The 14096-nt window shown below is 63.3% G+C and carries 12 protein-coding genes; all 12 read left to right on the top strand.

Translation table 11 applies throughout. The features are described from left to right. The first annotated feature begins 333 nt into the window (after positions 1 to 333). Positions 334 to 1761 carry a tyrosine-protein kinase domain-containing protein gene (locus tag FN821_RS13885; protein ID WP_131173150.1) on the top strand — a complete coding sequence of 476 codons (1428 nt, stop codon included), beginning with the start codon at positions 334 to 336 and terminating at the stop codon, positions 1759 to 1761. A gap of 59 nt (positions 1762 to 1820) precedes the next feature. Further along, positions 1821 to 3305, top strand: coding sequence for a sugar transferase (locus tag FN821_RS13880; RefSeq protein WP_241660264.1), 1485 nt, complete (start codon positions 1821 to 1823; stop codon positions 3303 to 3305). A 75-nt stretch (positions 3306 to 3380) separates the two neighbouring features. Continuing rightward, positions 3381 to 4532, top strand: coding sequence for a glycosyltransferase (locus FN821_RS13875; RefSeq protein ID WP_342354281.1), 1152 nt, complete (start codon positions 3381 to 3383; stop codon positions 4530 to 4532). After that, a complete protein-coding gene (locus FN821_RS14950) occupies positions 4532 to 5671 on the top strand; it encodes a glycosyltransferase (protein ID WP_342354282.1) in 1140 nt (379 codons plus the stop codon). The genes FN821_RS13875 and FN821_RS14950 overlap by 1 nt, the downstream gene beginning before the upstream one ends. 596 nt (positions 5672 to 6267) lie before the next feature. Then, positions 6268 to 6906 carry an MATE family efflux transporter gene (locus FN821_RS13865; protein ID WP_131173154.1) on the top strand — a complete coding sequence of 213 codons (639 nt, stop codon included), beginning with the start codon at positions 6268 to 6270 and terminating at the stop codon, positions 6904 to 6906. A gap of 658 nt (positions 6907 to 7564) precedes the next feature. Then, the gene (locus FN821_RS15085) at positions 7565 to 8776 is read left to right on the top strand and encodes a glycosyltransferase (RefSeq protein WP_131173155.1); all 1212 of its coding nucleotides are present in this window, start codon (positions 7565 to 7567) and stop codon (positions 8774 to 8776) included. Then, positions 8763 to 9680: a hypothetical protein gene (locus FN821_RS13855; RefSeq protein WP_131173156.1), complete on the top strand. Its 918-nt coding sequence runs from the start codon at positions 8763 to 8765 to the stop codon at positions 9678 to 9680. The genes FN821_RS15085 and FN821_RS13855 overlap by 14 nt, the downstream gene beginning before the upstream one ends. After that, complete coding sequence (locus tag FN821_RS13850; protein ID WP_131173157.1) at positions 9677 to 10570, top strand: protein kinase family protein; 894 nt, start codon at positions 9677 to 9679, stop codon at positions 10568 to 10570. The genes FN821_RS13855 and FN821_RS13850 overlap by 4 nt, the downstream gene beginning before the upstream one ends. A gap of 511 nt (positions 10571 to 11081) precedes the next feature. Next, positions 11082 to 11915 carry an O-antigen ligase family protein gene (locus FN821_RS13845; protein ID WP_165489395.1) on the top strand — a complete coding sequence of 278 codons (834 nt, stop codon included), beginning with the start codon at positions 11082 to 11084 and terminating at the stop codon, positions 11913 to 11915. A gap of 441 nt (positions 11916 to 12356) precedes the next feature. Beyond that, positions 12357 to 12830 (top strand): IS110 family transposase, encoded by a 474-nt coding sequence (locus FN821_RS13840; RefSeq protein ID WP_206662135.1) that lies wholly within the window; start codon positions 12357 to 12359, stop codon positions 12828 to 12830. 72 nt (positions 12831 to 12902) lie between these two features. After that, on the top strand, positions 12903 to 13214 hold the full coding sequence (locus FN821_RS14810; protein WP_241660262.1) for a transposase: 312 nt from the start codon (positions 12903 to 12905) through the stop codon (positions 13212 to 13214). Next, positions 13211 to 14041, top strand: a complete 831-nt coding sequence (locus tag FN821_RS13835; RefSeq protein WP_241660263.1) for an IS3 family transposase — start codon at positions 13211 to 13213, stop codon at positions 14039 to 14041. Before FN821_RS14810 ends, FN821_RS13835 begins: the two co-directional genes overlap by 4 nt. The last annotated feature ends 55 nt before the right edge of the window (positions 14042 to 14096 follow it).

The following is a 14096-nucleotide window of genomic DNA, read 5'->3' as shown; positions in this document are numbered from 1 at the left end:
TGCACGACGCCCACCAGCGTCGTCTTGCTCACCACCGCCAACGGCGGAACAATCAGATCCACAACCACCGTCCAGACCCGCCAGGGGTGGACTGATCAAAGCCGCGAAATGCGACATTTGAGCTGAAACAGGTCACTCAGCCGGATAGCGGCGAGACCCGGAGCCTTCTCCCACGGCCACCGTAGCGACCACCACCCGTCACCAGGAGGCACTCCAAGTCATACAAGCCCAATTCGGCAACCCATATTGGAAATGGGGACGATCTTCGCGTTACGGTGTTTCTGTCTTGGTCGCACACCCCGGTAGCGGCCCACCCTGACAGGAGTAGAGATCTTGGAGCTCACGGACTATCTGCGCGTCTTGCGCAAGTACTGGCGCAGCGCCACGGCCGTGACTCGCGTGGCCATCCTGGCGGCAGCGGCCTTCTCGCTCCTTACCAAGGCCACCTACACCGCGACCACATCGGTGTTCCTGTCAGTCAAGAGCGTCGCCACCGCCGGCGAGCTCAACTCCGGCTCCACGTACGCCGAGAACCAGGTGCAGTCGTTCGCGCGAGTGGCCCGGACGCCCATCGTGCTCCAAGCCGTCGTCGACCGGCTCAACCTGCCGGTCACCGCCGAGCGCCTTGCGGAGGACGTGACGGCGACGGTGCCGTCGAATACGGCGACGATCGACCTGTCCGTGGAGAACGGTGACCCCGCGCAGGCCGCACTCATTGCGAATGCCGTCGGTGAACAGGTGGTCGAGACGGTCAAGCAGCTCTCGCCGCCGACCGCGGATGGCTCCGACATGGTCGAGGCCACAGTCATTCGACCCGCCTCCGTGCCACTGTCGCCCACCACCCCCAAGGTGACCCAGAACCTGGCGCTGGGGCTGCTGCTCGGCCTCATGCTGGGCGTCGGTCAGGCGGTGCTGCGCGACACGCTGTACACGAAGATCCGCAACGAGCGCGATCTGGAGCGCGTCACCGACCGCCCGCTGCTCGGCAGCATCATGCTCGACGAGACGTTGAGCAAGCGGACGGCACCCGGCCTCGCCAGCGACCACTCTCTGGCCGGCGAAGCCTACCGCCGGCTGCGCACGAACCTGCAGTTCCTGGCGTTGCCGGAAGGCGAGCGGGCGCTGGTGGTCACCTCGACCGTGCCCGGTGAGGGCAAGACCACGACGGCGATCAACACCGCGGTCACCATGGCCGAGACGGGTGCCCGGGTGCTGTTGATCGATGCCGACCTGCGCCGCCCGCACGTGGCGGACGCCTTCGGGCTCGAGACCGCGGCCGGACTGACCTCGGTGCTCATCGGGCGGGCGACCCTCGAGGAGGTGGTGCAGCCGATCGGCGACACCTCCCTCGACGTGCTCACCTCGGGGCCCATTCCCCCCAACCCCTCCGAGCTGCTGGGGTTCGACGCGATGAAGGCCTTGCTGGCGCAGGTGGGCCGGCTCTACGACGTGGTGATCATCGACTCTCCGCCGCTCCTGCCTGTGACGGACGCCGCGGTGCTGGCCCGCAGCACCGCGGGGGCACTGGTCGTCGTCGGGGCCCGCGTGGTGCGCCGCGGCGAGTTGGACGCCGCCCTCGCCACCTTGGACCAGGTGGACGCCCGCGTGCTCGGACTGGTGCTCAACAAGGTCCAGCGCGACGACGAAGAGCGCTACGGCTACAGCTACCAGTACGCGGAACGAAACGCAGCGGACGCCGAACCGCGCCCTGCCCGTCTCGTCACGACCCCGACCCGTGAGGTCGCGGCCCGTCGGGCCTGAACCGTCCGTCACCATCCCTCGTGAAAACCCTAGGTGAGAAAGGAAGGATCGTGAGCGCCATGACTCGCGCCAGCCTCGCGGCACCCGTGCCGGCCGCGGTCGATCCGAAGCAGACCACGCGGGCTGCCCTGACTTGGTACGCCCGCTACGACCTCATGCTGGGCGCCTCCGACGCGGTGCTGATCACCTTGGCGGTGCTCGCGGTCTCGGTGTGGCGGTTCGGCGAGCAGCTGTGGCTGCCGGTCGTCGGCTCTGAGCTCGACTACCCCCTGGTGTCATTCATCATCGCGTTGCTGTGGTGGGTCGTGCTGGACGCCCGCGGCTCCCGAGATCGCGGGGTGGTCGGCCACGGGCTGGACGAGTACCGCCGGGTGATGAACGCCAGCCTCTACACCTTCAGTGCCGTCGCGATCACCTCCTACCTCTTTCACGTCGACCTCTCCCGCGCCTACTTCCTGGTGTTGCTGCCGGTGGGCACGGCGCTGCTCCTGCTGGGACGCTGGACCTGTCGGCAGGTGCTGCACCGCCGCCGCGCGATCGGGGGCGCCTTTACCCCGACCATCGTGGTCGGGGCCGCCTCCGAGGTGCCCGGGGTGGTCCGCGACCTGACCCGCAACCGGAACGCGGGCTACAAACCCGTCGCCGTCGCGGTGCCCACCGCCGAGGTGGACGCCGAGGAGCTGAAGAACCTTGAACTCGCCGGGGTGCCTACCATCGCGATCTCGAGGCTCAAGAGCCACCTCGACGAGCACCGCGCCGGCGCCGTCGTCGTGGTGCCGGGGCTGCCGCGGCACAAGGTGCGTAACCTGGCCTGGCAGCTGGAGAACTCGTCGGTCGAGCTGATGTTCCTGCCGTCGCTGGTGGACGTGGCGGGGCCCCGCATCACCGTCACCCAGATGCAGGATGTCTGCCTGACCCGGGTCGCGTTGCCGCGCTTCACGGGGTGGAATTACGCGCTCAAGCGCCTCTTCGACCTCGCCTTCTCCTCGCTCGCGCTGCTGCTGCTCGCTCCCGTGCTGGCCGTGATCGCGGTGCTGATCAAGCGCGAGGACGGCGGGCCGATCCTGTTCCGGCAGACGCGGGTGGGGCTTGGTGGAGAGGAGTTCGTCATCCACAAGTTCCGCTCCATGCACATGGACGCCGAGGCGCGGCTCGCGGCGCTCCGCGACAAGAGCAACGCGGACAGCCCCCTGTTCAAGCTGAACGCCGACGCGCGCATGACGCAGATCGGACGCGTCCTGCGCAAGTACTCCCTCGACGAGTTGCCGCAGTTCTGGACGGTGCTGAAGGGCCAGATGAGCGTGGTTGGGCCCCGCCCCCACTTGGCGAGCGAGCTCGCGCAGTACCCCGACGAGGGGCTCCGGCGCCTGCTGATCAAGCCGGGCATCACCGGACTATGGCAGGTCAGCGGTCGCTCGGATCTATCGTTCGCGGACGCCGTGCGCCTGGACCTGCGATATGTCGAGAACTGGTCGCTGACTGGTGATCTGACGATTATTCTTCGGACGATCCGCACTGTGCTCAAATCGTCAGGGGCATATTGAGAATGTTGGAATCTCCAATAGCCGGCGAGTGTGGAGCACGCCGCTGCATCAGCTTCGCGGAGCAAGCCGCGCTTCATGCCTGTCGGCCACCTAACCCCTCGGGAGAATCGTATGCCCTCTGTAGCAATCATTGGAACCCGCGGATATCCGAGCTACTACGGTGGTTTTGAGACCGCGATACGCAAGCTAGCTCCATATCTGGTCCACCGTGGCTGGGATGTCTCCGTTTACAGCCGCCCCGGCGAAGTGCGTCTCGATGACCCTAACCGCGACCATCGTGTGCAAACTGTCATGACTCAAGGACTTGAAACAAAATCGCTTAGCACCCTCTCGTACGGGTGGTCCGCAACGAGACACGCAATACGTAGAAGCCCGGATGTGGCTCTCGTGATGAACGTTGCAAATGGCTATTGGCTGCCAATGCTGCGGCGCGCTGGAATCCCTACACTGGTGAACGTCGACGGAATCGAATGGGATCGTGCGAAATGGAATCGAATCGCGAAACGCGTGTTTCGCACGGGCGCCGAGCTGACCGCTCGGCATGGCACGATGCTGGTGTATGATTCCACCGAGATCGCTAAGCGATGGCACGTTGATTTCGGAACGGGCGGTAGGTATATCCCTTATGGCAGTGAAATTGTCGATGAGGAGCTTCCCATCGAGTCGGGCCTATCGCGCCGGGCTTACGTTCTATTCGTTGCCAGACTAGTTCCAGAGAACACGGTTTCCGAGTTCTTTAGCGCGGTCCCGGCGATAGCCCAGCATGCCGAAGTAGTCATCGTCGGATCTTCGGGCTACGGCGGAGAGTTGGACGAGCGGGCTAGGCGACTTTCGGAGCGTTTGGAGCGCGTTCGTTGGCTAGGGCATGTTCGCGACGACCGGCGCCTTCTGAGTTTGTGGCACCACGCAGGCGCATATTTCCACGGACACAGCGTTGGGGGGACCAACCCAGCGCTTGTACAAGCGATGGCCTGTGGCGCGCCGGTGCTGGCGCGTGATACTCCATACAACCGGGAGGTCCTCGGGCCCAGCGGGCTGTTTGTGAGTCCGTCTGCAAGCAGGATATCCGAGGAGGTCCTCCGCCTAGTTGGCTCGCCGGACGTGCAGCGACAGCAAGCGGAGGCGAACACGTTGCGCGCGCGCACCAACTACAGTTGGGCGGACGTAAATGCGTCCTACGAACGCAGTTTGCAGGAACTCTGCGCCACGCGAAGGGTCAGGTCGTGATGGAGGCCGCTAGGGAGACACATTCAATTGTGTTTTTGCACCCGTCGGACGAGTTGTATGGGGCTGACCGAGTCCTGCTGGAACTCGTTGAAGCTGTTCCCCCCGGCTCCTGTGTCAGCGTGTGGCTTCCGAATGACATGGAATATGGGGAAAGGCTCCTCACGCGGGAACTTGAGGCTCGCGGGATCGCAGTAGTCCGCGGCCCGCTCCCGGTGCTCCGCAGAGCCAATCTATCAATTCCCGGACTGGCTGCGCTCATACCCCAGACGGCGCACGCGTGGGCTCGGTTGCGTCGCGAGCGACCTGATCTCCTTTACGTGAATACATCAGCCCTCGCGCTGATGGTGCCGACTGGTCGTGCGGTGCGAAGTAAAGTAGTCGCGCATGCTCATGAGCACCTTGGTGGAGTTCAAGGACGTCTTTTAAGTGTCTTGTTGGGGGCAGCTAACGAGTTGGTTGTGGTAAGCGAGGCGGTTCGGCGGTCACTGCCCGGTTGGCTTCGCTCTCGGGCAGAAGTGGTGCACAACGGATTTGCTCTCCCTGAGCCAACCGACGTCGAACAAGTGGGCCCGCTCAGGTGCCTGTTGGCTAGTCGCTGGAATGCCTGGAAAGGTCACGATTCAGTGATTAAGGCATGGGGGTTAGTTGAGCGCCGCGATATTCGATTGATCATCATGGGTGGGCCCCCGCTCTCGGGTGCCGCCATTGACGTCCCCCACCTGGTTTCACAGCTTCCAAATCGAGAAACGGTGACGATCAAGGGAGAATCCCCACTCGTGTCGCGGGAACTAGCAAAGGCCGATGTGGTGCTGGTACCCAGCACCCGTCCCGACCCACTGCCGACGATCGCGATCGAGGCGGCGGCGGCCGGCCGCTCGGTAGTCGCTTCCAGGATTGGTGGTCTGCCGGAAATCATCGAGGACGGTGTGTCGGGGTGGTTGGTGACGCCTGACGCGCCCGAGGAGTGGGCGGCAGTCCTAGAATCGTTGACGCGTCGCGAGTCGAGGACTCGCGGACAGGCAGCGCGCGAGAAGTACGAGACATCGTTCACGCGGGAGCGGTTTCGTTCCGAGATCTCGGGTCTACTCTCTGGCATCCTGCGTGGGACGCTGAACGACCCTGCGGTTGGTCCGACGTGACATTAACGCAGGCTGCTGCACCGGCCGAGAGGCGGATGTGGGGCTTCGTGAGCATCGGGGCTTCCAGTGCCCTGACTGTTGTGCTCACTGTGGTTGCTGCACGCGGGGGCGCCCAAATGCTCGGTGAGTTCGCGGCGTGCCTGTCAGCATATGTCGTAGGCGCTGCAGTGTGCAGGGCTCTGGTGCCGGACGTAGCAATCGTCACGGCGCGCTCTGATGACAACAGTCGCGAATTGCGGGCACGTGAGGGAGCGACCATGCTTGTCGTGGCAGCGACGTTACCCCTGATGTCCCTAATAGTGGCGCTACAGGCGCAGGCGCCGGCCTGGACAACACTCCTCCTCTCCCTACTCATGGCTGGGCCCGTCCTGCAAGACTCCGCTCGCTTTCTCCTCATAGCACGGGACTCGTACCGCGTGGCTGCAGTTGCGGACCTTCTTGCGCTGGTTTCGCTTTCCGCTCTACTGGGTGCACTCATTCTCTTAGGACGGTCAATCTCGCTATTGAGCGTAGTATCCGTGTGGAGCGCAGTCACCTTCGGTGCGGCGGTCTGGGTGCTCGTCAGGTCGCGAGCGCTTCCGTCGGTCCGTGGCGGAATGAACTTCTTGCTCGGGAACCGCAGGCTCGCGGCGGGATTTTTGACCGACAGTGGTTTGACTATGGTGGGTTCGCAGACCGTTCTCTCCATGATGAGCGCACTCGCGGGAGTCCCCGCACTCGGCGCCTGGCGGGCAGCGCAGAGTGCCATGGGACCGTTCGGTACTGTATTCCAGGCAGTCCAGCCGCTCGCGATTCGTCATGCTAGTGTCAGTGGCGCCGCCAAGCGTATGCTCGGTCAACTTGCGGCAGGTTCGGCGTTTCTAGCTGCCATGGCGGCGCTGGCATCTCATCTGCTCACCACCATCTTGTCACCGCTTGGCAAAGCGGTCTTTTCGCAGGCATGGGGTGACGTCCAAGCTATAATCGTTCCGGCGACTGTATACCTAGTGGGATCTTGGTTGACGCTGGTGCCGGTTGTGTTCTTCCGTTCGACAAAGCGGGCAGGCAGCCTGGCGGCACTGCGGGGTCTGAGTGTCTCTATCCAGATTATCGCCGCGGCAGTTGCCTTCTCGTTGATCGACAACTTCGCTCAAGCGTGTCAAGTCATCGCTGGTGTACAATTCCTCGTCGCGGTCGTTTGGTGGGGCGTCATGTATATTTCGGTTCGACACATTGGTGGGGATGTTGCGGCGTGAACCTATTCCCTGCAGTAGTGGTCTCGGGCCCAGATGGGTCGGGCAAATCCACGTTGATCGACGAGATCATCAGACAACTCGATCGGGACGCCATACCATGGCGACGCGTTTATGTGCGCCCTAAGCGACTTGACCGGTGCGTGCGGCCAAGAAGGTCGCGTGAGGCCCATCCGGTTGATCCGCACCATAGCGCTCAATTGTCGCCAGTGATGGCTTGCGCCAAGGCGGTTTGGATGGCGTTGGACGCGGGGACGTTGTGTTTCGACCGCCGGTGGGCCAGACGGATAGGGGGACTGATCCTCATCGAGCGGGGTATCGAGGACGCATTCATCGACCCGACGCGGTATGGCTTGAACCGCGCACCGGCGTGGTTTCTTCGGCGGATAGTTCAGTTGTTCTCGGTCGGGGACCGAGTCGTGCTCTGTGTTTGTCCTCCGAGTGTGGCGTTTGGACGAAAGGGTGAGACGGGCGTGTTGGCAATGGAAGAGCAGTATAGAAAGTGGCAGACGATTGGACGGATTCGGCCGTTCCGGGGAAAATTGCTTGAAGTTGACACAGAACGCCCGGTGGATTCGGCGATCATCCATACGCTTGTGATGCGCGCCGATGACGGGCGTGAGTAGTTTGTTGAGTGGCGTGGTCGAGGGCATTAGATTGAATGGGAGGAGTCCGCATGCATGTACTTGTGAGCGCTTACGCCTGCCATCCAGTTGAGGGCAGCGAGCCTGGGGTTGGCTGGCACATCCTCTTGGGTGCGCTCTCCGGGGCCGACAGGGTGACACTATTGACACGCGCCAATAACGTCGCAGAGATCCGTGAGGCTTTGAGCAGCGTACATCGTGCCAAGTGCACGATCCTGGGTCACGACCTTCATCCAGTGCTGTTGCGGCTGAAGAAGTGCTTGCCCGGGGGAACGCAGGCCTACTACTGGGCGTGGCAGGTCGCCGCGAGGCGACTGGTCCGCCAGCTCCATTCGCGTACGCCTTTCGATGTTTCGCATCACGCAACCTTCGCCGTTGATTGGGCGCCGACCGCCACCTCATCGTTGCCCGCAGAGGTGGCGAAGGTCTGGGGGCCGGTTGGCGGAGCGACCCTCTGTCCACGACCCTTGTTGCGGGAACTGGGCCCGAGAGGGTTGGGTGTCGAGGCGCTTCGCGTGCTACTTGGCGCGATCGGGAGGGCTACCAACGGAAAGACAAACGCGAGGAGATCCGCGTTGGTCATCGCTCAGAACAATGATGATGCGCGAGCCTTTCGCGGGATCGCGAGCAACTTATTGGTCGAACCCAACGCATTCCTCGACCCGGCGACGTTGCCATTAAGGGACGCCGTGAACGTCGACCAACACCTTATCGTGGGCGTGGGGCGTCTGATTCCCCTCAAAGGATGGTCCATCGCCTTGCGGATGCTTAGTCGGCTTCCAGAATACTTCCGTTTACACATATACGGAAGCGGTCCAGAACTCGAGCGGCTTCAGGGCCTCGCTCGACGGCTCGGCGTAGATGGCCGTGTGGCCTTTATGGGTCACCGTGCCCGAGCAGAAACCCTTCAGGCTGTGTCGCGGGCTAGATGCGTCGTTTTCACAAGTCTCCACGACTCGGCGCCTGGTGCAGTCGCCGAAGCTATCGCGATCGGAACTCCTGTCGTTGGCCTCGGAATTGGCGGTACGCGTCAGATCCTTAATGCATCCCGCAGGGGAAGTATTGTTAGTCCACGCGCTCCTGACATCGCTGGCGCGTTGGCTGCGGCCGTTCTTGAGATTTCGTCGCAACCACCCTCGCCACGTTGGAATAGTACGCGCGTCCCGCGACTGGTTGCCGAGTGGTACCGCATTGCCCTTGGAGGAGGAGAATGGCATGGGAACGACTGACGTTTCGCTTGGACTGGTGCTACTCGATTGTCTGGATCGGATGAATGTCGACTATGCAGTGCTCCACAATACGGAGTCACTCGCTTCCAATGGGGCGATTAGCGATATCGATCTTGCTGTTGCCGGCGACCCATGGGAGATTGTCGCTCACCTTGCCGAGCAACAGAGTGCCCACGGTCTCCTGCTTGCGATGCTCTGGGAGTATGACCGGTGCTCCCTGACCAGTATCTGGCTCTCGGAGGCCGGTGAGGATGGAATCCAGCTAGATTTTCTCGCTGATCCGAAGGGGCGAGGAAGGTACGGCCTGCGGACAGGCGTGGTGTTGGCCGAAGAGGTGAAGGGTCGCGGCAGCACCCCTCACTTGTCCGTGTCTGCAGAAGCTGTTTACACCCTCAGCAAGCGCATTGCTAAGCGGGACCACCAACGGGCGCTGGCTGCGATCGATGTTCTAAAGGCAGCGGAAGGGCCAGGCGCAGAGGCTGTGCTAGGAAAGCTGCTGAGTCCACGTATGCGACGTAGGTCGAGTCGCGCGCTCCGAACCCGGAAGATCGTCATGTGCGGCGCCGGGTGGGACCTCTGGCGTCCGCGGCTTTCGCTGTTTGGGCTGTCACGCTTAGCGACCGGCTCCGGAGCGGTCGTTTCGGTGTCGGGTGATCGAGAGAAGGTTCAAGCGATCGCTGACCGGCTTTCGCTTGTCTTTCCGCACGTGGAGGTGAGGAGTGCGACGCCGTCGTGGCTCCTCGTGTGGTGGCTGACAAGGGCACCACGTCTTGTGATAGTGGCAGACTGCAAGGTGGGATCTAGCCCCACCTCGTTGGGAATCGGGCCCTCGATTGCAGCGCAACTGTCGGCCCGAACGCGTGTCAGGATCGCGAATCGCATGCGGCTGAAGGGCGATCAGTGAAGGCGGGCCGCGCAGTGGATGTCAGGATTGGTGATGCGGCCGCAGTCCAACTCGTCCAGTTCCCCGCCCGCCGGCCGAGAGTTGTTGCATCCGGAGAGATGGGTCCTGTCGCAGAGATCGTGCGTGTGAATGCGAGGCGTGCGCGGGCGCTCTGGACCCTTTCGCGCTATTGGCCCCTCCGCGACCACTTGTGGATACCAGCGGATGAGGCAGTCCGGGGAGCATGGGACACCGGGATGATCGCGTTGGGATCGCCGCAGGGAGACCTCGCCGTGGGTCTCGTGGGAGAACGCGGCCCGCGCCAGAAACTCACACTCGTTGTGCCCGGCTCCCCGTGGGTGGCGAAGGTCGCACTCGAAGCGAGCGCCCGCCGATCAATCGAACGCGAGGCGGACAACTATGACCTGCTGCAAGCTAGTGGGCTGCTCCGTGGCGCGATTCCCAACCACAGGAGAGCAGGCGAGGTGCTGCTCGTCGAGCGAGTCGAGGGTCCGCATCCAACCTGGGATAGCCGGAGTGCTGCTGAGTGGATCCTTGAGTCGTTGCAGGCGCCCGACGGAGGTGGTATCCAGCATGGGGACGTCACCCCGTGGAACGTCATCCGCGCGCACGACGGGTACCGGCTGATCGATTGGGAAGATGCGAACCTCGCAGGTGGTGTGGACCCGCTGTTCAACGTGCTGGACTTCGTCATCCGCGGGGCCGCCCTTTCTCGATCGGCTCCCGCAAAGGTGAACTCGTTGTTGAGCGGGTACCTTCAGGGGCGCCGCGTCGAAACCCTGAATGCATATGAGAGTTACCGCCGGCGGCTCACTGATGGGAGGATTGATGCACTCAAAGCTCGGTCTGAGACCTATCTCCGGCACTTGGCGAGGACGTCTCGCTCGTAGGTGCCGGGCGTTCAGTTCTCGTTGGTGGTCGCTGGGCCATGGATCCTTGCGGGGTCTGGCCTGATGCATGGTACTGGTCAGCTTGCTGATTGTGGACGGCCCCAAGCCGCTCGATGGGAACGGGGTGCTTGATATGGGTCATCGACCATCGAGACGCTCAATGCTCCCGCAGTTCACGAGAGGTTCGGCGGCGCCACTGCTTGTGACCGCGATTCCTCTGATTGCGGGCATCCAGGGCTTGGCAGGGCCAGCGCGTGCGGCCTGTGTCGGACTTGCCTACTTTGCGCTCCTCGGAGTAATTGCCGCACGAAAGCGGTTGTTGGTACCAACGCCCATCTCGCTCCTCGTTTGTTTCGGGTTCGTAGCGGCCGCTTCTGCTCTGGCCAGCCCGGATCCGGAGTCGACGCTGCTCCGTGCAGTTGCCTTTCTTGCCTTGATTCTCTGCGCCTTCTTGGCAGCGGAAAGAACTGCGTTGCGCCAGTTGGGGTCGGTCGCCTTCGTTCTACTCCCCATGTCGCTGAGCGTCCTCGCCCTCGCCCTGTTGGCTATCTCGCCTGCGCAGGTGCTCTCTGCGAGGGATGGGTTCGTCCAACTTATGCTTCCGCATCTCTCGCTCCATCCGAACACCCTCGGGGCAGTCGTTGCTGTCGGCGTGGTGACAGCCTTCGGACGAGCCACAGCGCCTGCTGCTCGTCGTTGGGTCTGGCTAGCCGTACTTGCTGTAGAAATCCCTGTCCTTCTGCTGACATACAGTCGATCATCCTTGCTGGATGTCGCCGTAGGGGTGCTTGTGTTTGCATACGTCGTGGGCCGAGCTACGCCCCTGCTCCTCGGTGCGGGTGTGATAGCGGTTGTCGTGGTGGCGACGTCCGGTGACGCGCTGGTGTCTTTGCTACTCCGCACCCAGGATGTGGGGGCGATTGTTGGTCTATCTGGGCGACGGGCCATTTGGGATGTGGCGCTGGATGCCTGGTTGTCTCATCCAATTCGCGGTGTCGGCTATGGGGAGGGCGCCCCATCGGTTCTAGAATCGAGCGATATTTACCAATCGTATTCTGTGTCCACGACGGACAATTTCATGCTCGATGCATTGATTGAAACTGGGCCGATCGGCGCCATTATGGTGCTCGGGGTGTATGTGAGCACACTTCTTGGCGTTCGCGCAGGGCGTCGTGGACTGATTGCTGGCGAGGCCTCGCGCCGGTTAGGGGCGGAGTTCGCCGCGGTGTGTGCCATGATTTTGGTGCATGCGCTCGGTTCAGGCGGCGTTGGGCGATTCCATGTGCTGGCTGTGCTGCTGGTTTTCTCCGTGGTCGGTCTATGGCGAAGTAGGGGCGTGAAGTGAATCGCACTGGGTTTGCCGGCTTGTATGACTTGGAGTGCCTCCTGGTGACGGGTGGTGGTCGCTACGGTGGCCGTGGGAGAAGGCTCCGGGTCTCGCCGCTATCCGGCTGAGCGTGATGGCTCGTGAAAGAGATCGGTGGGCTCTGGGGTCGACTCTCCCGGTCGAGGCTGGCCCGGTTCAGGGAATTGGTGGCCGAGGCGTGGACCTGCCACGCGGGTGACTCGTCTTGGGTGGCACCGGATCACGCACAAGCGTGGGTTCGCCGACCGTGGCGTTGGTTGCGGTCGCTGGGTGGCGATGAGCGGGAGTGTCTGCGCGTCACTGTCTGTCGACGGGGACGAGGGTTCTCCCGTCCAGGAAGACGATGCCGTCGTGCGGAGTCACTGGCCGGTGGTTGGGCCCGGCGGGGTCGTGTCGTTCACAGCGAACGGAGGAACCCTCGTGTCTGTTCACCCTACCGATCCCGCGCTGGCGCGGGTTCAGGTCGGCATCGATGCTGCGGTGGTCGCCGACCATCACGTCACGATCCGATCGACCTTGTCCGACGGACAGGTGCAGCTGTCCCATTTCCATGTCCCACCCACGATCGCTGGCTTGTCTCGTCTTGGGGAGCGGCTGTCGGTGTTCCCGGGTGTGGTCGCTGTCGCGGAACCGACGTCGATGACGTGGATGGGTCTTCACGTCGCGCTGCAACGCGCCGGCTGCGACCTGTCCTTGGTCGGGACCCGGCACTCGGCCCGCTTGAGGGGAGCGATCTCGGGCAAGTCGAAGTCCGACGTGATCGACGCCGACGTGTTGTCGCTGGCCTCTGATGTGTTCGCGTTGTCACCCTTGGACCCTCCCCTGCCGGCGGAGTTGGCGCTTCGCCGCGCGGTCGTGCGCCGCGGGAAGCTGGTCATCGACGGGAAGCGGTGAAGTTGACCCCGTAACCCGGACACCGTCTTGGCGGGTTCCCTTGTCAGGGGCCCGCCGGAGAGGATGTCCTCGATGGGTACAACGAAGAAGCGAAGCACGTACACGCCGGAGTATCGGCGTGAGGCCGCTCATCTGGTGATCGACACCGGCCGGACGATCGCGGCCGAGATCAGGGTGGGCGCGCAACTGCTGGGCCGCTGGGTCCAGCTGGAGCGGGACCGGATCGGCGCGCCACCGGAGACAGCGTTGGACGCCAGCGAGCGAGCCGAGTTGGAACGGCTGCGGCGGGAGAACACCGAGCTGCGGTTGGACAACGAGTTCCTGGGAAAAGCCGCAGCCTTCTTCGCAGCGAAGAACACTCCCGGCAGGAGTGCTTCGAGGTGATCGACGCGGAGAAGGCGAACTACACGATCAGCCGGATGTGCCGGCTGCTGAAGGTCGACCGGCGCCGCTACTACGAATGGGCGAGAAGGCGGGCTGCTGGGCCGACCCGGGCCGAGCAGCGGCGGGCCGAGCTGACCGGCAAGATCGTCGAGTTCCACAAGGCCTCCGATGGCACGTACGGGGCCCCCAGGATCCTGCACGACCTTCGTGACGCCGGTGAGACGATGTCGGTCAAAACGGTCGCGAAATGCATGCGACAAGCCGAGATAGCCGGGATCAGCCCACGCACCTGGCATCCCCCGACCACCGTGCCCGGGCCGAACCCGGACCCGGCACCCGACCTGGTCAAACGCAAGTTCGACCAAGGCCGCCGCGATGTCGCCTGGTTCTCCGACATCACCTACCTGGCCACCGGTGAAGGCTGGGCCTACCTGTGCACCGTTCGTGACGGCCATACCCGCCGAGTGCTCGGCCGTACCGTCGCCGACCACCTGCGCGCCGATCTGGTCGAAGACGCCCTACGCCAAGCCGTCGCCCTGCGCGGCCACCTACCCGGCAAGGTCATCTTCCACGCCGATCGAGGCTGTCAATACACCAGCCAGCAAATCGCTGACCTGGCCGGCGAACTCGACCTGCTTCGCTCAATGGGCCGTACCGGGGTGTGCTGGGACAACGCGGCTGCCGAATCGTTCTGGTCAACATTCAAGAACGAGTACTACCACCGGCACGTGTTCCCCACGATCGACGCCGCCCGCCGCGGCGCCTATACCTGGATCGACGCCTGGTACTGTCTTGCGTCAGGGATCGTGTCGCATTTCGGGGTTTGAATCAGACCACACTGTGGGGGTCTGGCTGACCCGAGAGTGAGTGTCGATGTCCTCG

This window comes from Propioniciclava tarda (assembly GCF_900182665.1).
GTDB classification, from domain to species: domain Bacteria; phylum Actinomycetota; class Actinomycetes; order Propionibacteriales; family Propionibacteriaceae; genus Propioniciclava; species Propioniciclava tarda.
Note: the sequence above shows the minus strand (reverse complement) of the source record. Positions and strands in the feature narration are given on the sequence as shown.

Excerpts from the sequence above, each read along its gene's own strand:
- FN821_RS13845 (WP_165489395.1), top strand. The coding sequence starts at position 11,082 with ATGTCGCTGAGCGTCCTCGCCCTCGCCCTGTTGGCTATCTCGCCTGCG.
- FN821_RS15085 (WP_131173155.1), top strand. The coding sequence starts at position 7,565 with ATGGGAGGAGTCCGCATGCATGTACTTGTGAGCGCTTACGCCTGCCAT.
- FN821_RS13880 (WP_241660264.1), top strand. The coding sequence starts at position 1,821 with ATGACTCGCGCCAGCCTCGCGGCACCCGTGCCGGCCGCGGTCGATCCG.
- FN821_RS14810 (WP_241660262.1), top strand. The coding sequence starts at position 12,903 with ATGGGTACAACGAAGAAGCGAAGCACGTACACGCCGGAGTATCGGCGT.
- FN821_RS13865 (WP_131173154.1), top strand. The coding sequence starts at position 6,268 with ATGAACTTCTTGCTCGGGAACCGCAGGCTCGCGGCGGGATTTTTGACC.
- FN821_RS13855 (WP_131173156.1), top strand. The coding sequence starts at position 8,763 with ATGGGAACGACTGACGTTTCGCTTGGACTGGTGCTACTCGATTGTCTG.
- FN821_RS14950 (WP_342354282.1), top strand. The coding sequence starts at position 4,532 with ATGGAGGCCGCTAGGGAGACACATTCAATTGTGTTTTTGCACCCGTCG.
- FN821_RS13875 (WP_342354281.1), top strand. The coding sequence starts at position 3,381 with ATGCCTGTCGGCCACCTAACCCCTCGGGAGAATCGTATGCCCTCTGTA.